20 protein-coding genes are annotated in these 19,386 nt (G+C 64.3%); 12 read left to right on the top strand and 8 right to left on the bottom strand.

Going from position 1 to position 19,386, the window contains the following annotated elements; genetic code table 11:
* Nucleotides 1-212 precede the first annotated feature (212 nt).
* The gene (locus tag AC1RR3_RS02745; RefSeq protein ID WP_492819082.1) at nucleotides 213-1,709 is read right to left on the bottom strand and encodes a sigma-54-dependent transcriptional regulator; all 1,497 of its coding nucleotides are present in this window, start codon (nucleotides 1,707-1,709) and stop codon (nucleotides 213-215) included.
* Between the two features lie 127 nt (nucleotides 1,710-1,836).
* Here AC1RR3_RS02745 and AC1RR3_RS02740 point away from each other — a divergent pair, with 127 nt between their 5' ends.
* The 10 genes from AC1RR3_RS02740 to AC1RR3_RS02695 all read left to right on the top strand — a co-directional run bounded on the left by AC1RR3_RS02740 (nucleotide 1,837) and on the right by AC1RR3_RS02695 (nucleotide 13,806).
* Nucleotides 1,837-3,744 carry a M3 family oligoendopeptidase gene (locus AC1RR3_RS02740; protein WP_492819080.1) on the top strand — a complete coding sequence of 636 codons (1,908 nt, stop codon included), beginning with the start codon at nucleotides 1,837-1,839 and terminating at the stop codon, nucleotides 3,742-3,744.
* Nucleotides 3,745-3,944: 200 nt separating this feature from the next.
* The gene (locus tag AC1RR3_RS02735; protein ID WP_492819078.1) at nucleotides 3,945-6,962 is read left to right on the top strand and encodes a patatin-like phospholipase family protein; all 3,018 of its coding nucleotides are present in this window, start codon (nucleotides 3,945-3,947) and stop codon (nucleotides 6,960-6,962) included.
* A 261-nt stretch (nucleotides 6,963-7,223) separates the two neighbouring features.
* The gene (locus tag AC1RR3_RS02730; RefSeq protein WP_008136857.1) at nucleotides 7,224-7,376 is read left to right on the top strand and encodes an aa3-type cytochrome c oxidase subunit IV; all 153 of its coding nucleotides are present in this window, start codon (nucleotides 7,224-7,226) and stop codon (nucleotides 7,374-7,376) included.
* A gap of 137 nt (nucleotides 7,377-7,513) precedes the next feature.
* Nucleotides 7,514-8,641 (top strand): Re/Si-specific NAD(P)(+) transhydrogenase subunit alpha, encoded by a 1,128-nt coding sequence (locus AC1RR3_RS02725; RefSeq protein WP_492819075.1) that lies wholly within the window; start codon nucleotides 7,514-7,516, stop codon nucleotides 8,639-8,641.
* 11 nt (nucleotides 8,642-8,652) lie between these two features.
* The gene (locus AC1RR3_RS02720; RefSeq protein ID WP_247319717.1) at nucleotides 8,653-8,970 is read left to right on the top strand and encodes a proton-translocating transhydrogenase family protein; all 318 of its coding nucleotides are present in this window, start codon (nucleotides 8,653-8,655) and stop codon (nucleotides 8,968-8,970) included.
* Nucleotides 8,971-9,009: 39 nt separating this feature from the next.
* Nucleotides 9,010-10,407, top strand: a complete 1,398-nt coding sequence (locus tag AC1RR3_RS02715) for an NAD(P)(+) transhydrogenase (Re/Si-specific) subunit beta (protein WP_492819073.1) — start codon at nucleotides 9,010-9,012, stop codon at nucleotides 10,405-10,407.
* Nucleotides 10,408-10,428: 21 nt separating this feature from the next.
* Nucleotides 10,429-11,229, top strand: coding sequence for an alpha/beta hydrolase (locus AC1RR3_RS02710; protein WP_492819071.1), 801 nt, complete (start codon nucleotides 10,429-10,431; stop codon nucleotides 11,227-11,229).
* A gap of 60 nt (nucleotides 11,230-11,289) precedes the next feature.
* Nucleotides 11,290-12,387, top strand: coding sequence for a calcium:cation antiporter (locus tag AC1RR3_RS02705; protein ID WP_492819069.1), 1,098 nt, complete (start codon nucleotides 11,290-11,292; stop codon nucleotides 12,385-12,387).
* A gap of 23 nt (nucleotides 12,388-12,410) precedes the next feature.
* A complete protein-coding gene (locus AC1RR3_RS02700) occupies nucleotides 12,411-12,695 on the top strand; it encodes a cupin domain-containing protein (RefSeq protein ID WP_492819067.1) in 285 nt (94 codons plus the stop codon).
* A gap of 94 nt (nucleotides 12,696-12,789) precedes the next feature.
* A complete protein-coding gene (locus tag AC1RR3_RS02695) occupies nucleotides 12,790-13,806 on the top strand; it encodes a hypothetical protein (protein ID WP_492819065.1) in 1,017 nt (338 codons plus the stop codon).
* An 80-nt stretch (nucleotides 13,807-13,886) separates the two neighbouring features.
* Here the strand turns inward: AC1RR3_RS02695 and AC1RR3_RS02690 are convergent, their stop codons facing one another.
* Nucleotides 13,887-14,537 carry a tetratricopeptide repeat protein gene (locus AC1RR3_RS02690; protein ID WP_492819063.1) on the bottom strand — a complete coding sequence of 217 codons (651 nt, stop codon included), beginning with the start codon at nucleotides 14,535-14,537 and terminating at the stop codon, nucleotides 13,887-13,889.
* Nucleotides 14,538-14,678: 141 nt separating this feature from the next.
* Entirely contained in the window at nucleotides 14,679-14,975 is a 297-nt protein-coding gene (gene rpsU, locus AC1RR3_RS02685; protein WP_092291984.1) for a 30S ribosomal protein S21, read from the bottom strand.
* Nucleotides 14,976-15,236: 261 nt separating this feature from the next.
* Here rpsU and aqpZ point away from each other — a divergent pair, with 261 nt between their 5' ends.
* Nucleotides 15,237-15,959: an aquaporin Z gene (gene aqpZ / locus AC1RR3_RS02680; RefSeq protein ID WP_008131185.1), complete on the top strand. Its 723-nt coding sequence runs from the start codon at nucleotides 15,237-15,239 to the stop codon at nucleotides 15,957-15,959.
* 36 nt (nucleotides 15,960-15,995) lie between these two features.
* On the opposite strand, the gene AC1RR3_RS02675 is transcribed toward aqpZ, so the two are convergent.
* Complete coding sequence (locus AC1RR3_RS02675) at nucleotides 15,996-17,102, bottom strand: 5-(carboxyamino)imidazole ribonucleotide synthase (protein WP_492819060.1); 1,107 nt, start codon at nucleotides 17,100-17,102, stop codon at nucleotides 15,996-15,998.
* On the bottom strand, nucleotides 17,099-17,587 hold the full coding sequence (gene purE, locus AC1RR3_RS02670) for a 5-(carboxyamino)imidazole ribonucleotide mutase (RefSeq protein WP_492819058.1): 489 nt from the start codon (nucleotides 17,585-17,587) through the stop codon (nucleotides 17,099-17,101). The genes AC1RR3_RS02675 and purE overlap by 4 nt, the downstream gene beginning before the upstream one ends.
* Before the next feature lie 141 nt (nucleotides 17,588-17,728).
* Here purE and AC1RR3_RS02665 point away from each other — a divergent pair, with 141 nt between their 5' ends.
* Nucleotides 17,729-18,436: a GGDEF domain-containing protein gene (locus AC1RR3_RS02665; RefSeq protein ID WP_492819056.1), complete on the top strand. Its 708-nt coding sequence runs from the start codon at nucleotides 17,729-17,731 to the stop codon at nucleotides 18,434-18,436.
* On the opposite strand, the gene AC1RR3_RS02660 is transcribed toward AC1RR3_RS02665, so the two are convergent.
* The 3 genes from AC1RR3_RS02660 to AC1RR3_RS02650 form a co-directional block, all read right to left on the bottom strand.
* A complete protein-coding gene (locus tag AC1RR3_RS02660) occupies nucleotides 18,433-18,684 on the bottom strand; it encodes a hypothetical protein (protein ID WP_492819054.1) in 252 nt (83 codons plus the stop codon). The genes AC1RR3_RS02665 and AC1RR3_RS02660 overlap by 4 nt on opposite strands.
* A gap of 22 nt (nucleotides 18,685-18,706) precedes the next feature.
* Nucleotides 18,707-18,919 carry a hypothetical protein gene (locus tag AC1RR3_RS02655; RefSeq protein ID WP_492819052.1) on the bottom strand — a complete coding sequence of 71 codons (213 nt, stop codon included), beginning with the start codon at nucleotides 18,917-18,919 and terminating at the stop codon, nucleotides 18,707-18,709.
* 127 nt (nucleotides 18,920-19,046) lie between these two features.
* Complete coding sequence (locus tag AC1RR3_RS02650) at nucleotides 19,047-19,253, bottom strand: YdcH family protein (protein ID WP_247319678.1); 207 nt, start codon at nucleotides 19,251-19,253, stop codon at nucleotides 19,047-19,049.
* Nucleotides 19,254-19,386: the final 133 nt, after the last annotated feature.

Raw genomic sequence — 19,386 nt, 5'->3', positions numbered from 1 at the left:
GCCCCGATTTTGCAGCCAGCGCTACCCGGGACAACTCACGACAAACTGACTTCAAGGGAGCCTCTTGGCAACGGATTGTGCGCCTGCACCACGCGCTTTTCCCTCTGTCTGTCACTTCCAAGTCACGGTTCAAGTCGCGCTCGGATTCTGCCGTCATGCGAACGGCTTACGGCCGTCCCGCATGGTCGCGCGAACCTCCGTTCGCATGAGGCTCAGTGCGTCTCCTCGCCGCTTTTGCCGCCATGGCCGGGAACCCCGGCTTCGTCGAGTTTTCGGTAGAGAGTGGACCGGCCGATTTTGAGGCGGCGGGCCACTTCAGACATCTGCCCGCGATAATGCGAGATGGCGAAGCGGATGATCTCGTTCTCCATGTCCTCCAGCGGACGGACATCGCCGGTCGGGGTCAGCATGGAGAGGCTCCCCGCCAGGGGAAGCGGCGCGATCGGTATTTCGCTACCCGATATGACCGAGGGCGCCGCGATCGGCTCAATCATCAACGGCGCGGTCGGAATGTCGGTCCCGGGATGCGGCTGCGTGGCGAGCAGGGGGAAGTCGCCAAGGCCGAGCTGGTCGCCCTCGCTCATCACCACGGCGCGATAGATCGCGTTTTCGAGCTGGCGGATGTTGCCGGGCCAGTCGAGCTGGGCGAGGTGCGCGACGGCCTCGCCGCTGATGCCGGAGATGGGGCGGTTCTCCTCGGCGGCAAAGCGCGCCAGGAAATGCCGCAGCAGATGCGGGATGTCCTCGCGCCGGGCGCGCAGCGAGGGGATCGTCAGCGGCAGCACGTGGAGCCGATAGAACAGGTCTTCGCGGAAATGGCCCTGCTTCACCCGCTCCAGCAGCCTGCGGTTGGTTGCCGAGATGATACGGACATCGACCTTCACCGGCTTGCGGCCGCCGACGGCCTCGACCGCGCCTTCCTGGAGCGCGCGGAGCAACTTGACCTGCGCGGCCAGCGGCAGCTCGCTGACCTCGTCCAGGAACAGCGTGCCGCCATGGGCCTCGACGAACTTGCCGGTGTGACGTTCGGTGGCGCCCGTGAAGGCGCCCTTCTCGTGGCCGAACAGGATGGACTCGACGAGGTTGTCGGGGATCGCGCCGCAATTGACTGCGACGAAGGGCTTTGCCTTGCGTTCGCCGCTGCCATGGATGGCGCGCGCGAACATCTCCTTGCCGACGCCGGACTCGCCCTCGATCAGCACGGGGATCGACGAGCCCGCCGCCTTCTGCGCGGTGCGCATCACGCCCGCCATCGCCTCAGCGCGCGTGATGATGTCGGAAAAGGTCAGCCGGCCCTCGCGGCTGTGACGGATGCGCTGCAATTCGCCCTTGAGCGCGGAAGCATTGAGCGCGTTGCGCAAGCTGACCTGGAGCCGCTCCATGCCGACCGGCTTGACCACGAAATCGGCCGCGCCCGCGCGCATCGCCGAGATCACATTGTCGATGCCGCCATGGGCGGTCTGCACGATGACGGGCACGGTGAGGCCGGCTTCGCGGATTTTCGCCAGCACGCCCATGCCGTCGAGGCCGGGCATCACGAGATCGAGGATGACGCCGTCGATAACAGGTGCATCGGGTGCGGTGAGGGCGGCGATCGCGGCGTCGCCAGACTCCACGACGATCGTCTCATAGCCGCATTTCTGCACCATGTTCTCGACCAGCCGGCGGGCTACAGCGTCGTCGTCGGCGATCAAAATACTGGCAGCCATGGTGTTCCCCGCACGCTACTACTATCTGTCTCGAATCGGGGCACTCTGGCCGAAGCCGATTAACGCACTCTTAAACCTTGATGCCCCCGCCCGCCGTCGCGATTGTTGAACACAGGTTTCCCACACAATGAATTCGCGCTCCAAGACTGCTCTTAAAAAGCCCGCACTTCGCAAGCCTGCCACCAAGACATCCGCCGCCAAGAAATCTGCCGTCAAGGCAAGGCCCTCCAAATCTTCGCCCGCAAAGCCTGCGAGCAAGGCCGGCAAGCTTCCGGAGTGGAACCTGGCCGACCTCTATTCCGGGATCGATGCGCCGGAAGTGGCGCGCGATCTCGAAAAGATGGATGCCGATTGCGTCGCGTTCGAGACCGACTACAAGGGCAAGCTCGCAACAGGGACAGCAAACGAAGATGGCGGAAAATGGCTCGCCGAGGCGGTGCGACGCTATGAGGCGATCGACGATCTCGCCGGCCGTCTCGGCTCCTATGCCGGTCTCGTCCATGCCGGCGACAGCGTTGATCCCAAGATTTCAAAGTTTTACGGCGATGTGTCGGAGCGGCTGACGGCTGCGTCGACGCATTTGCTGTTCTTCGCGCTCGAGCTGAACCGTGTCGATGACGATATTTTGAACCGCGCGATGCAGGCGCCCGGGCTGGCGTATTATCGCCCGTGGATCGAGGACCTGCGCAAGGAGAAGCCGTATCAGCTCGACGACAAGCTCGAGCAGCTCTTCCTGGAGAAGTCGCAAACCGGCTATTCCGCCTTCAACCGGCTGTTCGACCAGACCATCTCCGGTCTGCGCTTCAAGGTCGGCGCAAAAGAGCTCGCGATCGAGCCGACGCTCAATTTCCTGGCCGACCGCGACGGCGCCAAGCGCAAGGCGGCGGCGGAAGCCCTGGCCAAGACGTTCAAGGCCAATGAGCGCACCTTCGCGCTGATCACCAACACGCTGGCCAAGGACAAGGACATCTCCGACCGCTGGCGCGGCTTCAAGGACGTCGCGGATTCGCGCCACCTCAACAACCGCGTCGAGCGCGAAGTGGTGGATGCGCTGGTCGCCTCGGTGCGCGCGGCATACCCAAAGCTGTCGCATCGCTATTACGCGCTGAAGGCGAAGTGGTTCGGCAAGAAGCGGCTCGCCTATTGGGATCGCAACGCGCCGCTGCCGTTTGCGGCGACCGACGTGATCGGCTGGCCCGATGCGCGGAACATGGTGCTGACGGCCTATCGCGGCTTCTCGCCAAAAATGGCCGACATCGCCGAGCGCTTCTTCACCGACCGCTGGATCGACGCGCCGGTGCGTCCGGGCAAGGCGCCGGGCGCGTTCTCGCATCCGACCACGCCGTCGGCGCATCCCTACGTGCTGATGAACTACCAGGGCAAGCCGCGCGACGTGATGACGCTCGCGCATGAGCTTGGCCACGGCGTGCATCAGGTGCTGGCGGCCAAGAACGGCGCGCTGATGGCGCCGACGCCGCTGACGCTGGCGGAGACCGCGAGCGTGTTCGGCGAGATGCTGACGTTCCGGCGGCTGCTGGCGCAGACCAAGAGCCCCAAGCAGCGTCAGGCGCTGCTCGCCGGCAAGGTCGAGGACATGATCAACACCGTGGTGCGGCAGATCGCGTTCTATTCGTTCGAGCGCGCGGTCCACACCGAGCGCAAGAACGGCGAGCTGACCGCGACGCGGCTCGGCGAGATCTGGCTGTCGGTGCAGGGCGAGAGCCTCGGGCCGGCGATCGAGATCAAGGCGGGCTACGAGAACTACTGGATGTACATTCCGCACTTCATCCATTCGCCGTTCTACGTCTACGCCTACGCGTTCGGCGACTGCCTCGTGAACTCGCTCTACGCGGTCTACGAGAACGCAGCCGAAGGCTTTGCCGAGCGCTATCTCGACATGCTCGCCGCCGGCGGCACCAAGCATTATTCCGAGCTGCTGCGGCCGTTCGGGCTCGACGCCAAGGATCCCAAATTCTGGGACGGCGGTCTTTCGGTCATTGCCGGGATGATCGACGAGCTGGAGGCGATGGGCTGAGGCAGCGGCGCCCTTGGGGCGCGGCTGGCTTGCTCTGCGTCGGCTGTTCCGCCCAGTTTTCGGACGTTCAGGTGGGTTTCGGAGAGCTTGCTACGCTGGATTGAACGTTTGTGCCGTCTGCAAGACTAATCTGAACGGCACTGGCCCTCCATATTGCAGCTATTGATTGATTTAGGCCCGTGCCTCAAGGGGAGGCGAGGATGGCCGAGCAGGCCCGCGCCCCCGGCGACGATCACGCGCCGAGTGCGGGTGTTGTTGATTTTCGGCCCTGGGGCGAGAAACACCACGATCTCATTAAGTGTGAGATCGAAGCCATCAATACGCGTCGTGAGCCCGAGCGCCGGATTGAGACGGCGCAGCTCAAGCCCGGACAGATCATCGACGTCGTTGGTCTCTCGCTCTCGGGTGGCGGCATTCGATCTTCCGCCGTTTGTCTCGGTGTGCTTCAGGCGCTGAACCATCACGACGTGATCAAGCGGATCGATTACCTCTCCACCGTGTCCGGGGGCGGCTATATCGGCAGCTCGCTGACGGCGACGATGACGGTTGGAAAGCGCTTCGTGTTCGGCCAGCCGCCCAATCCCGGCGCGAAGAGCGCAAAGGCCAATGAGGTCAGCGATACGCCCGAGGTCGGTCACATCCGCAACTATTCGAACTACCTCGTCCCGGCCGGTGCGCGCGACCTTTTGACCGGCTTTGGAATCGTGGTTCGTGGGCTGGTGGCCAATGTCGGTCTCACCCTGCCGATCGTTCTGATGCTGGCCATCATCACCATCATCTCGAACCCGGCCCGGTCGGCGCTCTATGCGGCGAACGTCTTCGGCGTGTCGGTCAACAACGATTGCAACCGGCTGCACTGGATTTCCAACTGGTTCGGCGTCTTCACCTTGATCGGCGCGCTGCTCGCTGGGGCGATCCTCGGCCTCAGCCGCTACCGCTACGGGCCGCCGTCACGGCAATATGGCGATGTCTTTGACGACATCAGGCGGGATCGCCGGGAGTTGCTCGCCTATGTCGCGGGCGTCGCGTTCACGTTGGGGCTGATCTGCGATCTGGCGCGGTTCATGCCGGTCGATCATTTTGGCCTGACGCTCACCGCGAGCATCGCTGGACTTGTGATGTTCTTCTGGTGGGCGATCTGGCGATCGTACCTCCCGGCGAACAGGCTGCAGGAGTTCCGCGGCCTCAGAACACAGCAGGACAACGGCGCAGGCGCGGTTCTGTTCAGTCGTCTGCCGACCATAGCCGCGACCTATCTCGTGCTGCTCTTCCTGATCGCCTTCTTCGAGTTTCAGCCGTTCATGATCGCCGAGATGTTCGACAATGCAGACGCAGCTTCGGACACTGGACTCGGCGTCGTCGCGGGCGTCGCCGTGACATGGCTGAAATCCCTGGCTGCCATCACCGCGCCGATAGCCGCGGCCGTCACGCTGTTCAGGCAGCAATTTGCGGACCTGCTGAAGGGAAAGGGGACTTCCAACCTGCTGGCGATCGTGCTTGCCCACTCCGCCAATCTGGCGATCTGGATCGCCGGCGCCGCGTTGCCGCTGCTGATCTGGATCACCTATCTCTATCTGACGTTCTGGGGCATCACCAACGACAGGCTCCTGGAAAACCGCGTTTGCGCGAACGCAGTCGAATGGCCCGTGCCGGACCAGATCGACACGGTCAGGAGATCGACGCCCCACCTCTCGGGCAAGCTGCAGTTCGACTCCGAGACGGGAACGCTGAACGCCGAGATCAAGCGCACGAGGACGAGGCGCACTCACACGAGAGAAAGCCGCGAAGGTGAGCAGATCAAGCATGCGCCGGGATGGGTGAATTCGGCCGCCGGAAACATATCTTCCGGGCTTCGCTGGCTCGGCCTCGGCCCCACGATCGATGCGGTCAAACCGGAGATCGACGTGAACGTGCGCTGGTCGGTGATTGCGCTGTATCTCGTCGTCGCGATCGTGCTGTTCCGCGGATCGTGGTGTCTCGCGCCGAACGCCAACTCGCTGCACCGTCTCTATCGGGACCGCCTGAGCAAGGCGTTCCTGTTCAAGCCGCTTCCGCGAAACGAGCATTCAGGTGATGCTGACGTTCGCCTCAAGCCGAAACCCAACGTCGCCAGCATCGATCAGGGGCGAGACCTCGAGCCTCTGGACGATCTCAAGCTCAGCTCCCTCTGCGCCCATGGCAAGCTTCATGCGCCCTATCACCTCATCAATACCGCGCTCAACATCCAAGGCTCCGATTTCGCCAACCGCAGGGGGCGCAACGCCGATTTCTTCGTATTCGCGCCGTTGTGTGTGGGGAGCGAGGCGACCGGCTACGCTTCGACGCTGAAATTCGAGAGCGGCGATCGCGGCCTCGATCTGGCGACGGCGCTGGCGATCTCGGGTGCGGCCGCCTCGTCCAACATGGGATCGGATTCCATCCGGGCGCTGACGCCGACCCTGGCGCTCCTCAATGTGCGTCTCGGCTTCTGGCTCAGGAATCCGCGCTATGCTGAAAGGAACGGAGAGGGCGGAGAGGGGCGGCGCAGACCGTCGCCGTTCTATCTCTGGTCGGAGATATCGGGCCGGCTCTACGAGAATAGCGATGCCGTCTATCTGACCGACGGTGGCCATATCGAGAATCTCGGAATCTACGAGCTGTTGCGGCGGCGCTGCAAGGTCATCATCGCCGTCGATGCGGAGGCGGATGCTCCGATGAACTTCTCCTCGCTGGTGACGCTGCAAAGGTATGCGCGCATTGACCTCGGCGTCCTCATCGATCTGCCGTGGTCGCCGATTCGAAACTGCACGCTGGGCTGGATGGCGTGCAGCGCCGGTAAGCCTCCGACGCCGGCGCCCGAAGCGTCCCACGGTCCGCACGTCGCGATCGGCACGATCGACTATGGCGGCGGCCAGACCGGCCATCTCGTCTACATCAAATCGTCGATCACCGGCGACGAGAACGACTACATCCGGGACTATGCGCGGCGTTACGAGCGCTTTCCGCACGAGTCCACCGGCGACCAGTTCTTCTCCGAGGAGCAGTTCGAGGTCTACCGGGCGCTCGGCTTCCACATGGCGCATCGATTCCTCGCCGGTCTCGACGACGTCGTCGTCAGGGGCAGCGATGATCGGTGCATGCGGAAGCGCTTCGACGACGAAAGCATCGAGCCGATCGCAAAAGTTCGTGCGGCGCTGGGGCTTCCCGGTCTGCCGCAGAAAACGGTCGAGCAGCCCTAGGCTGCGCCGCGCAGCTAGGAGCTGCGCCGCCGCACTGGAGGGACGCCACGGGCGCAAGCGCGGCGCTCATCGACGCGGTGCGTACGATTCTCGGGCGGTCAGCAGGCAATCCGCCCGGACCGCCATGAGGCCCGCCAATTCCCCCCAATCGGAATTCCAAATGACCCGATTTGCGGGAAAACCGCGCCCGCCTGCCGTTGCCCTGCCCGAAGGATTAAGGTATCCCAGCCCCAGAATTCGACTTTCGACTGGGGACAATCCATGGCTGACCATAGCGAAGTGGCGTACACCACTGCCGACGGCAACGACTATGTTGCCCACGAGCAGACCTATGAGGGCTTCATCAAGCTGGTGAAATACGGCACGGCTTCGGTCGCGCTCATCGTGATCCTGATGGCGATCTTCCTCACCTGATCCATCGTCTGTTGCACCGCCAGCGTCGTCGGTGCTCATAAAATTTGCATTCAAGCCGGTACCAAAACCGGTATCCAACGTTGCGGGAGTGACGCTAAGTTCGCGTGCGTGCTTTGTCCCGCGTCGCCGGAGGGCCTATGAAGATCGCCGTTGCCAAGGAAATCGATCCGTCGGAGCCGCGTGTCGCCGCTTCGCCTGATACGGTGAAGAAGTTCAAGGCGCTGGGCGCCGAGATCGCCGTCGAGCCGGGTGCCGGCATCAAGTCGGGCCTGCCGGATTCCGAATTCACCGCCGTGGGAGCCACTGTCAGTGCCGATGCGCTGAAGGATGCCGACATCATCATCAAGGTGAAGCGTCCTGAAGCCTCCGAGCTTGCGCAGTACAAGCGCGGCGCGCTCGTCATCGCCATCATGGACCCCTATGGCAACGAAGCCGCGCTGAAGACGATCGCCGATGCCGGCGTCGCCGCCTTCGCGATGGAATTGATGCCGCGCATCACCCGCGCGCAGGTGATGGACGTGCTGTCCTCGCAGGCCAACCTCGCCGGCTACCGCGCCGTGATCGAGGGCGCCGAGGCCTTCGGCCGTGCCTTCCCGATGATGATGACCGCCGCCGGTACCGTGCCCGCCGCCAAGGTGTTCGTGATGGGCGTCGGCGTTGCCGGCCTCCAGGCGATCGCGACCGCGCGGCGTCTCGGTGCCGTCGTCACCGCGACCGACGTGCGCCCTGCGACGAAGGAGCAGGTGGAATCGCTCGGTGCAAAGTTCCTCGCCGTCGAGGACGAGGAGTTCAAGAACGCGCAGACCGCCGGCGGCTACGCCAAGGAAATGTCCAAGGAGTACCAGGCCAAGCAGGCCGCGCTCACCGCCGAGCACATCAAGAAGCAGGACATCGTCATCACGACCGCGCTCATTCCAGGCCGGCCTGCGCCGAGGCTCGTCTCGGCCGAGATGGTCAAGTCGATGAAGCCGGGGTCGGTGCTGGTCGATCTCGCCGTCGAGCGCGGCGGCAATGTCGAGGGTGCAAGGCCGGGCGAGGTCGCCGAGGTCGATGGCATCAAGATCGTCGGCTACACCAATGTCGCCGGCCGTGTCGCGGCGTCGGCTTCCAGTCTCTACGCGCGCAACCTGTTCAATTTCATCGAGACCATGGTCGACAAGGGTACCAAGGCCCTCGCCGTGAACTGGGACGACGAGCTGGTCAAGGCCACCGCCCTGACCAGGGACGGCGCCGTGATCCACCCGAACTTCCAGCCCAAAGCGTAAGGAGAGCCGCCATGGAGCATGTTGCACAGGTCGTCGACCCCTTCGTCTTCCGGCTGTCGATTTTCGTTCTCGCCGTCTTCGTCGGCTATTTCGTGGTGTGGTCGGTGACGCCGGCGCTGCACACGCCGCTGATGAGCGTGACCAACGCGATCTCCTCGGTGATCGTGGTCGGCGCACTGCTGGCGGTCGGTGTCGGCATGATCTCGAGCGGCTCGGGCTGGGCGCGCGGCTTCGGCTTCGTCGCGCTCATCTTCGCCTGCGTGAACATCTTCGGCGGCTTCCTTGTCACCCAGCGCATGCTGGCGATGTACAAGAAGAAGTCGAAGTGAGCGGCCACCTCGGGCTGAAGGGACAGATGGGGACCTGAGATGAACGCCAATCTCTCTGCATTCTTGTATCTCGTGGCGGGGGTGCTGTTCATCCTGTCGCTGCGCGGGCTGTCGAGCCCGGCGACGTCGCGCCAGGGCAATTTGTTCGGCATGATCGGCATGGGGATCGCGGTCGCCACCACGCTCGCCAGCCATCCGCCGGCGGACGGTCTTGCCTGGATCCTCGTGATCCTCGGCATCGCGATCGGCGGCGCGATCGGCGCGGTGATCGCCCGCCGGGTGCCGATGACCTCGATGCCGGAACTGGTCGCCGCCTTCCATTCGCTGGTCGGCATGGCCGCGGTGCTGGTCGCCGCTGGCGCGTTCTACGCGCCCGAGGCCTTCGACATCGGAACCCCCGGCAACATCCATCCGCAGAGCCTGGTCGAGATGTCGCTCGGCGTCGCCATCGGCGCGCTGACCTTCACCGGCTCGGTGATCGCGTTCCTGAAGCTGTCCGCGCGCATGAGCGGCGCGCCGATCATCCTGCCGTTCCGCCACATCATCAACATCGCGCTCGCGATCGCGCTCGTCGTCTTCATCGTCGGGCTGGTGATGTCGGGCAGCGCGCTCGACTTCTGGCTGATCGTCATCATCGCGCTGGCGCTCGGCGTGCTCATGATCATCCCGATCGGCGGCGCCGACATGCCTGTCGTGATCTCGATGCTGAACTCCTACTCCGGCTGGGCCGCGGCCGGCATCGGCTTCACGCTCGGCAATTCCGCGCTGATCATCACCGGTGCGCTGGTCGGCTCCTCGGGCGCGATCCTGTCCTACATCATGTGCCACGCGATGAACCGGTCCTTCATCTCGGTCATCCTCGGTGGCTTCGGCGGCGAGACTGCAGCAGCCGGCGGTGGCGGCGGCGAGCAGAAGCCCGCCAAGCTCGGCTCGGCCGACGACGCCGCCTTCATCATGAAGAACGCGCAGAAGGTCATCATCGTGCCCGGCTACGGCATGGCGGTGGCGCAGGCCCAGCACGCGCTGCGCGAAATGGGCGACATCCTCAAGAAGGAGGGCGTCGAGGTGAAGTACGCCATTCACCCGGTCGCAGGCCGCATGCCCGGCCACATGAACGTGCTGCTTGCCGAGGCCAACGTCCCCTACGACGAGGTGTTCGAACTCGAGGACATCAACTCCGAATTCGCGCAGGCCGACATCGCCTTCGTGATCGGCGCCAACGATGTCACCAACCCGGCCGCCGAAGAGGACAAGACCTCGCCGATCTACGGCATGCCCGTGCTCCAGGTCTGGAAGGCCGGCACCGTGATGTTCATCAAGCGCTCGCTCGCGTCGGGTTATGCCGGCATCGACAACCCGCTGTTCTATCGCGACAACACCATGATGCTGCTCGGCGACGCCAAGAAGGTCACCGAGAACATCGTGAAGGCGATGTAGCGCCGGAGAGCCGGCGCAGCGATGACATTCCTGAAATGGATCGCCATCGTTGTTGCCGCCGGCTATCTCGCCGGTCTCGTCCTGCTCTATGTGAAGCAGCGGGACATGCTGTTTCCGATTCCGACGACTGAGCGCAAGGCGCCCGCCGTCGCGGGATTTCCGCAAGCCGAGGAACACATCCTCACCACGTCCGATGGCGAGAAGGTCATCGTCTGGCACGTGCCGGCCAGGCCCGGCCGGTCCGTGGTGCTGTTCTTTCCGGGCAACGGCGACTTTCTCGCCGGGCGCGTTAACCGTTTCAAGGGCGTCACTGCCGACGGCACCGGCCTTGTCGCGCTGTCCTATCGCGGCTATGCCGGCTCGACCGGTGCGCCGAGCGAACTGGGCCTCCTGCAGGACGCCGCGGCCGCTTACGCCTTTGCGACGGAGCGTTATGACCCGCAGCGCATCGTCGCCTGGGGCTTCTCGCTCGGGACCGGCGTTGCGGTTGCAGTCGTATCCCAGCATCCGGTCGGAAAATTGATTCTGGAGGCTCCCTACACGTCGACGGTCGACGTCGCAGCTTCGCTCTTTCGGTTCATTCCGGTTCGCCTGCTGATGCGCGACACGTTTCACTCGGATGAGCGGATCGCGCGCGTCACCGTGCCGCTGCTGATCATGCACGGCACGAGCGATCCGGCGATTCCCATTGCTTTCGGCGAGCGCTTGTTTGCGCTGGCGCGCGAGCCGAAGAAGCTGATGCGGCTTCCCGGCGGGGGACACGAAAATCTCGATGATTTCGGTGCCCTGGAAACGGCGCGACAATTCATCAACGGCCCCTGAGGGCTGACGGGCGCGATCTTCTCGCGCATAATCGCGCTCCCAGTTGAAGGAATCGCCTGCATGAGTGCACACGGACCGATGCCGCGGTCGTCATGGATCTTCCCCGCCTTGGCGGTGCTGCTGTTCCTGATCGTCACAGCGACCGGCTACGGCTTCACCCTGTCGGCCGGCGGGGCTGCCTTTGCGATCGTCCTGCTGGTGATCCTGTTCGGGACCGTGTTCGCGGCCGTGCATCACTCCGAGGTGATCGCGGAGCGCATCGGCGAGCCCTACGGCACGCTGCTGCTGACGCTGGCGGTCACCATCATCGAGGTGGCGCTGATCACCACGATCATGCTGGGCGACAAGCCGGCGCCTGAGCTCGCGCGCGATACCGTGTTCGCGGTCGTGATGATCGTCTGCAACGGCCTGGTCGGCCTCTGCGTCTTCATCGGCGGGCTGCGTTACCGCGAGCAGGGCTTTCAGGTCTCGGGCGCCAACGTCTATCTCAGCGTGCTGACTGCAATGGCAACCATCACGCTGATCATGCCCAACTACACGCTGACTGCCCCGGGCCCGATCTATTCGACCATTCAGCTCGGCTTCGTCGATCTCGTGACGATCGTGCTCTACGGCGTGTTCCTCTATACCCAGACCGTCCTGCACAAGGACTACTTCGTCCACGAGAGGGCGGAAGGCGAGACCGGGGAGGCTCATTTGCCGGGCAGGATGCTGGCGCTCAGCATCGTGCTGCTGCTGATTTCGCTGCTGGCCGTGGTCCTCCTCGCCAAGAAGTTCTCGCTGGTGGTCGACGCCGTCGCGGTCCAGATCGGGGCTCCGCCGGCGTTCGCGGGCCTGCTGGTCGCGCTTCTGATCCTGATGCCGGAGGGGGTCTCGGCGATCGCTGCGGCCCGCAAGAACGACCTCCAGAAGAGCATCAATCTGGCGCTGGGGTCCTCGCTTGCGACCATCGGGCTGACGATTCCCGCCGTCGGTCTCGCCACCTACGTGCTCGACCAGCCGCTGGTGCTGGGCCTCAATCCCCAGAATACGGCGCTGTTATTCCTGACATTCTTGCTGAGCATGCTGACCTTCGGCACGGGCAGGACCAATGTCCTGTTCGGGCTGGTCCATATGGTGGTATTTGCTGTCTATGTGTTCATGGTCTTCGTGCCCTGAAGCGATTCCCCAGGAGAGTTCCGATGCTTGCCGCCAAATCCGAGGTTCAGATCGATAACGAAGAGGTCCGGGTGACCGAATGGCGGCTCGCCCCGGGCAGCGCGACCGGGCATCACACCCACGGGATGGACTACGTGATTGTTCCCGTCGCTGCTGGCGAAATGACCATCGTGGCGCCCAGCGGCGACCGTTCCAAGGCGCAGCTCGCGGCCGGAAAATCTTACTTTCGCAAGGCCGGCGTCCAACACGACGTACTTAACGAAACCTCAACCGAGATCGTGTTCCTTGAGATCGAGCTGAAGCCGTAAGGCTGGCGTTACCGTTTGCCATCGATCCGTCGCAGTTGATCCCTTACAATGCCCCAAAGTTCCCGCATCTGATCGCGCGGGGAGTGGCCGAGAAATGCTGAAATACCTCGCTAAAATCTCGATGGATATCCTACCCTCGGTGCTCGCGACGATCATCGGGGCCTACATCGTTAATCACTATATCAACGCCAAGCCGGCGGCCGATACCCCTGCGGCCGTAGCGGCGCCTGCCCAGGCCGGCAGCGACGGCAAGCCGACGAATACCGCCAACCTTCCCGCGCCCGGCGTCAAGGCCAAGGGCGTCTCTGAAAAGGGCGTCTCTGAAAAGGGCGTCTCTGAAAAGGGCGTCTCTGAAAAGGGCGTTTCCGAGAAGAGCGTGTCGGACAAGGCTGCGTCCGAGAAGCCCGCCGACAAGTCCGAGACCAAGACTGCAGACACCAAGGCGGCGGACGTTGCGCCCACCGACACCGCAGCGCACGGCCGCCCCCCGGCGCGCGAGAAGGCGGCCGCGAAGTCGACCCCGGCAGCCGCCGTTCCAGTGGTGGACGCCAATTCGGCGCCGGCTGCCGCATCGCCTGCCGCGACCCCCGACGCCAACGATCTGGCGCGTGCCGCCATCGAGCGTCTGCGCAAATCGCCTGAGGGCAGATCTTCCGAAGCCAAAGCTGCTGAGGCCAAAGCTGCCGAAGCCAAGGCCGCTGAAGCCAAGGCCGCTGAAGCCAAGGCTGCCGAAGCCAAGGCCGCTGAGGCCAAATCCGCCGAAACCAAGCCGGTCGAGCGGACCCCCGAGACCCCGCGCGTCGTCACGACGGAGCCGTCCACGGTTCGCCCGCTGCCGCCGCCGATCACGGTGTCCACGCCCTCACCCGAGGCGTATGGCAATGGCGGTTCGTCGCCGTCCTACACGGCCTCGGTCGGCAACGACGACCCGAATCGGATCACGCCGCCGGCTGACATTCCCGTGCCGATGATCGCGCCGCCGCTCGACCTGCGTGCCGATGCCGGCGCAACCATGCCGCGGCCGAGGAAGACCAACGTCGCGGACGACATGCTGTCGGGCATGAAGTCGATGTTCCACTCCGTCCTGCCGAAGAGCTCCACCTCCGATTGAGGCGGTGCCTAGAGCGTTTTCGAGCCAAGTGGACGCCGGATCGCGTGAACAAAGCGCGTCGAAACAAGAATATCTAGCTGTCAGCCGCCGACGCGGGCGAGGCCGCTGCGGGCGGCATCGTCGCGTGGACGAAGCGCGACGGCCTTGTTGTAGGACGCTGCCGCCTTGGCCTTGTCGCCCAGCCGCTCATAGGCCTGTCCCCGCGCGGTCCAGATCTGGGCATTGTGCGGATCGGCATCGGAGGCCTCATCGAGATCGGCCGCCGCTTCCTTGACCTTGCCGAGGGCGAGATAGCTGATGGCACGGCCGAGCAGCGGCTCGGCCTTTTGCGGATTGAGCCCGCTCGCAGCGCTGAAATCGGTGACCGCGAAATCGTGCTCGTTATTGCTCTGATAGATCAGCGCGCGGCCATAGAGCGCCTGTGCATTGTAGGGATCGAGCGCGACAGCGCGACTGAACTCGTCCAGCGCTGCGGCCGTCTCGCCTGACTTGGCCAGGGCTTGGGCCTTGACGGTGTGGGCCTGGGCTTCGCCGACACTGCCGGCGCTGACCGCGCTCTCCGGGACGGCGGCCGCCTTGGGCGCCTCCTGCGGCTTGTCCTTCTCCGGCATCAACGATCCCAGGTCGAAGGAGCAGCCGCACAGCGCAAACCCCATCAAAGCCAATGCGAACGGCCGCTGCCAGATCCGGCATAGCCGCGCCAAGCCACGCTGGGGGAAAGGGGAGGCCATCTACGGTTCGCTCGCGCGCTGGTGCCGCATCGGTAGTGCCCCGTCCCAGAAAGGCACCGCTCACAAACAATAACGCGGGCCAGGGGCCCGCGTCATCGAAAACAAAGTCTTGGAAAACCGAGATCTCAAAAGTTCGGCAAATCAGCGCGGACCGCGCGGACCAGCACCCGGGCCGCTGCGGCCGCCACGCTCGCCACCGGGGCCAGCGCCGAACACCGGCTTCGGCTTCATCGGCAGCAGGCCTTCACGCTGCAGCTTCTTGCGGGCCAGCTTGCGCGCGCGGCGCACGGCTTCGGCCTTTTCGCGGGCCTTCTTCTCGGAGGGCTTTTCGTAGTGACCGCGGAGCTTCATCTCGCGGAAAATTCCCTCGCGCTGCATCTTCTTCTTCAGCGCCTTGAGAGCTTGATCGACATTGTTATCGCGAACGAGAACCTGCACGCGGCATCCTCTTCAGTGGACAGGATTTGAATTCTGGTAAGACAAAGGGGATGGCAAAACGCGCAAGCCCTTAACCTTGAGCGCGCCGATGTATCAGACAAAACCTGGGATGTCCACCTGGCAAGCGGGTTTTTGGGCCAAGTTCAGCCATTAAATGCGGCGAAAAGACCCCTGTGCAGCCCCGATTTGGGAGATTTGGCGTCTTTGGCGGGGCTGCGACCGGAGCCTTGTTCCGGAAACTTTGAAATTAGGGGACGACACATGGATATGAAGAAATATGCCGCCGAGGCCATCGGCACGTTCTGGCTCACATTCGCAGGCTGCGGCAGCGCGGTGATCGCGGCCGGCTTCCCGCAGGTCGGGATCGGTCTGGTCGGCGTGTCCCTGGCTTTCGGACTGAGCGTGGTCACCATGGCCTACGCGATCGGCCACATCTCGGGCTGTCATCTCAATCCCGCTGTCACGGTCGGCCTTGCCGCCGGCGGGCGCTTTCCGGCCGGCCAGATCCTGCCTTACGTGATCGCGCAGGTCTGCGGTGCGATCGTTGCCGCCGAACTGCTTTACATCATCGCCAGCGGCGCCCCCGGCTTCGACGTCACCAAGGGCTTTGCGTCGAACGGGTACGACGCGCATTCGCCGGGTCAGTACAGCATGGTCGTCTGCTTCGTCACCGAAGTCGTGATGACCATGATGTTCCTGTTCGTCATCATGGGCGCCACCCATGGCCGCGCGCCGGCGGGCTTCGCCCCGCTCGCGATCGGGCTCGCGCTGGTGATGATCCATCTCGTCAGCATTCCCGTGACCAACACGTCGGTGAACCCGGCGCGCAGCACGGGTCCGGCGCTGTTCGTCGGCGGCTGGGCGCTGTCGCAGCTCTGGCTGTTCTGGGTCGCGCCGCTGATCGGCGGTGCGCTGGGCGGGGTGATCTATCGCTGGCTCAGCGAGGAGCCGAGCGGTGTGGTCGCAGGCGCGAAGACGGCCTAATCAAAAGGCGGGATCGCAGCAGACGCTGCGGTCCCGCTACTCGCCTTTCGGCGGCCTGACTTCCGTGACGTGGCCCATCTTGCGGCCGGGGCGCGGCGCGCCCTTCCCGTAGAGATGCACGGTAGCGCCCGGGACGGTCAGCCACTTCTCGTAGTCGTTGATCTCGTCGCCGATCAGATTGGTCATGGTGACGATCTCGCCATGGCGAACCGGCTTGCCGAGTGGCCAGCCGGCAATGGCGCGGATGTGCTGCTCGAACTGCGAGACCGAGGCGCCGTCGAGCGTCCAGTGTCCGGAATTGTGCACGCGCGGGGCGATCTCGTTGACCAGCACCTTTGGTCCCGTGCCGTTGGCGAGCACGAACATCTCCACTGCCAGCACGCCGACATAGTCGAGTGCGCTCGCGATCTTGCCGGCGATGCTGCGTGCTTCCTCGGCGAGCGCGTCCGGTATCTGTGCCGGTGCGCGGGAGATCTTCAGAATGTGGTCGCGGTGCTCGTTCTCGGTGACGTCGAAGCACTCGACCTGGCCTGCGGCCGAGCGCGCGGCGATCACGGAGATCTCGCGCTCGTACGGGATGAAGGCTTCCAGGATCGCCGATTTGGTGGCGAGGCTGGTCCACACCTTGGCGATGTCGTCGCCCTCGCGGATGATGGCCTGGCCCTTGCCGTCATAGCCGAAGCGGCGGGTTTTCAGCACAGCCGGGAGTCCGATCCTGACGATCGCCTCGCGCAACGAAGCCACCGAGGTGACGTCGGCGTAAGCGGCCGTGCCGATACCGAGCCGCGAGACAAAATCCTTCTCGGCGAGCCGGTCCTGGGTGGTCTCGAGGATCTTGCGGTTGGGCAGCACCGGACGGCGGGCATCCAGTATCATTGCGGCGGCCGCCGGCACGTTCTCGAATTCGTAGGTGATGACGTCGACATCGTTGGCAAACAGCTCGAGCGCCTCGACGTCGGCATATTCGGCGCAGGTCGCGTTCAGGACGACGTCGAAAGCCGGCGAGTCCGGATCGGGTGAGAACACCTGGCAGCGCAGGCCGAGCCGCGCGGCAGCCATGGCCAGCATCCGTCCCAATTGTCCACCGCCGAGGATGCCGATGGTGTCGCCGGGCTTCAGCTTCACCTGCTTTGCGTCAGTCACGCCTTGTCCTCCGGGCGCTCCGCAACCGCCTCGGTCTGTGCCTTGCGCCAGGCGGCGAGGCGGTCGGACAAAGCGGGGTCGGACAGGGCCAGCACGGCGGCCGCAAGCAGCGCCGCGTTGATCGCGCCGGCCTTGCCGATGGCCAGGGTCCCGACCGGGATGCCCGCGGGCATCTGGACGATCGAATAGAGCGAATCGATGCCCTTGAGCGTCCTGGATTCGACGGGAACGCCGAACACCGGCAGTTCCGTCAGCGCCGCCGCCATGCCCGGCAGATGGGCAGCACCACCGGCGCCGGCGATGACGACCTTGTAACCTGCGGCCTTGGCGCCCTTGGCGAACGCAAACAGCCGGTCGGGGGTGCGGTGGGCCGAAACGATGCGGGTGTCGGCGGCGACGCCGAGCGCTGCAAGCGTATCGGCGGCATGCCGCATCGTGTCCCAGTCCGACTGGCTTCCCATGATGATGGCGATCGGCGCGGTCATGACGTCAATTGTGCCCGGAAAACAGAAAGATAGGCCAGATTAACGGTTCCGGCCGGCGGCTCGCAAGGCGGTGGCAAGGAGAAGGGAATGGACTATCCTGTCTTGGTGAATCCCCGCAAGCCTTCATTGAGCAGGATGCCCATGAAGAAACCAACAAGGGCGAGTGCTGCGAAGGCCAAAAAGGGCCGGAAGATCAGTGCCAGCCGATCCAAATCTGCCCCCCCGCGTCCGGCCAAGCCTCCGCCGCGTCAAGCGTCGGCCGCCGCCGACACCAAGGCGACGATCCGGGGCCTGCGGAGCAAGCTCAAGGCGGCTGAGCGACGGGTCGCGGAACTGGAAGCTGCCGCCGACACTGACTTCCTGCTCGAGATTCCGAACCGGCGCGGTTTCGAGCGCGAGCTCACGCGTGCCATCGCCTACATGAAGCGGTATCGCGCCAGTGGCGCACTGGTCGTGCTCGACGTCGACCGGCTGAAACCGATCAACGATTGCTTCGGTCATGGCGCCGGCGACGAGGTGCTGAAGGCGATCGCGGGCGCGCTGACGCGGCAGGTCCGCGCCTCGGACGTGGTCGGCCGGCTCGGCGGCGACGAGTTCGCGCTGTTGCTGTGGAATCTCAGCGAGACCGATGCGAAGGCGAAGGCCGCGATCTTCGAGCAGGCGATCGACGAATTATCCTTCGTCTTTCGTGGCCAGCATGTGACCGCGGGCGCCTCCGCCGGTGTCGCGCTGCTGGGTGCGCAGTCCGATCCCGGCCGCGCGCTGGAAGAAGCAGATGCCGCCATGTATGTGCGCAAGGCGAGCCGGCGGCACGAGCCGCGGATCAGGCTTGTGAGCAGCGAACGCTAGAGGGTCGCGAGATCTTCCGGCACGTTACCGAATTTGCGCAGCAGCGTGGCGTCGCCGAATTCGCCGGTCATGGGATCGCCGCTGCGACTGAACGCAATCGCGCCGATGTGGCCGGTGCCGCGTGACAGAATCTCGGCGCGCCGCAGCGCGGCCGTCGAACTCTGGCATTCCTCGGCGGCGCCCGCGACAGGTGATCCGTCGTCATCGATCAGGAAGGGCATTGCAACGTAGTAGGTGACGTCCGACATGGCGTTGCTCCGGTCATCGACATCAGGCGGCGCTGCTGCGCGCCTTGTTGCGTGAGGTCTCGGGAATGCAGCCGGCCGAAATCGCCGCCTGCAATTCTTCCAGTTCCGCCTCCAGATATTCGTTGGCCATGATCAGCGCCTTGATGGTGCTGCGCAGATTGCCGTCGCACATCGCGATCGCCTGATCGCAGGCCTGTTCATAATGGCTGTTGTCGAGAAGGGCGGTTGCCGACATTTGCGTTGTCCTTGTTGTCGTTCTTGGGCGTGTCCTTGGGCGCTGGGTGTCCAAATGTTCCTATTTTGTTCTTTTGGAGTCAAGCGGATTCGGATGCGCCGAGCTGCCGCGAAAAGCGCCTCGCGGATCAGGCGATGATGTCGGGCGTGATCTGGTCTTCGATGAACGCGATGCGGTCGCGCAACAACAGCTTGCGCTTCTTCAACCGCTGCAACCGCAATAGGTCGGGGGCGGGCGATTGATGCAGTGCATCGATCGCCGCATCGAGATCTCGGTGTTCCTGCTGCAACCGGGCGAGCTCGGATTCGAGTTCGCGCTCGTCTTCATTGGTCATGTCTGCGGTGGCCGAAAAACCGATAGGCGTGAGATTAAGGCTGTGGATGCCCTGTGGAAATTATCGTCCTTGCGCGGCGTGATCGCAAGCGATCTGCGACCTGTGCGCGCCGATCTCCCGCAACATATTTCTG

The organism is Bradyrhizobium sp. GW821-FHT13H05 (genome assembly GCF_058804065.1).
This window is presented reverse-complemented; position numbering and strand designations above follow the sequence as displayed.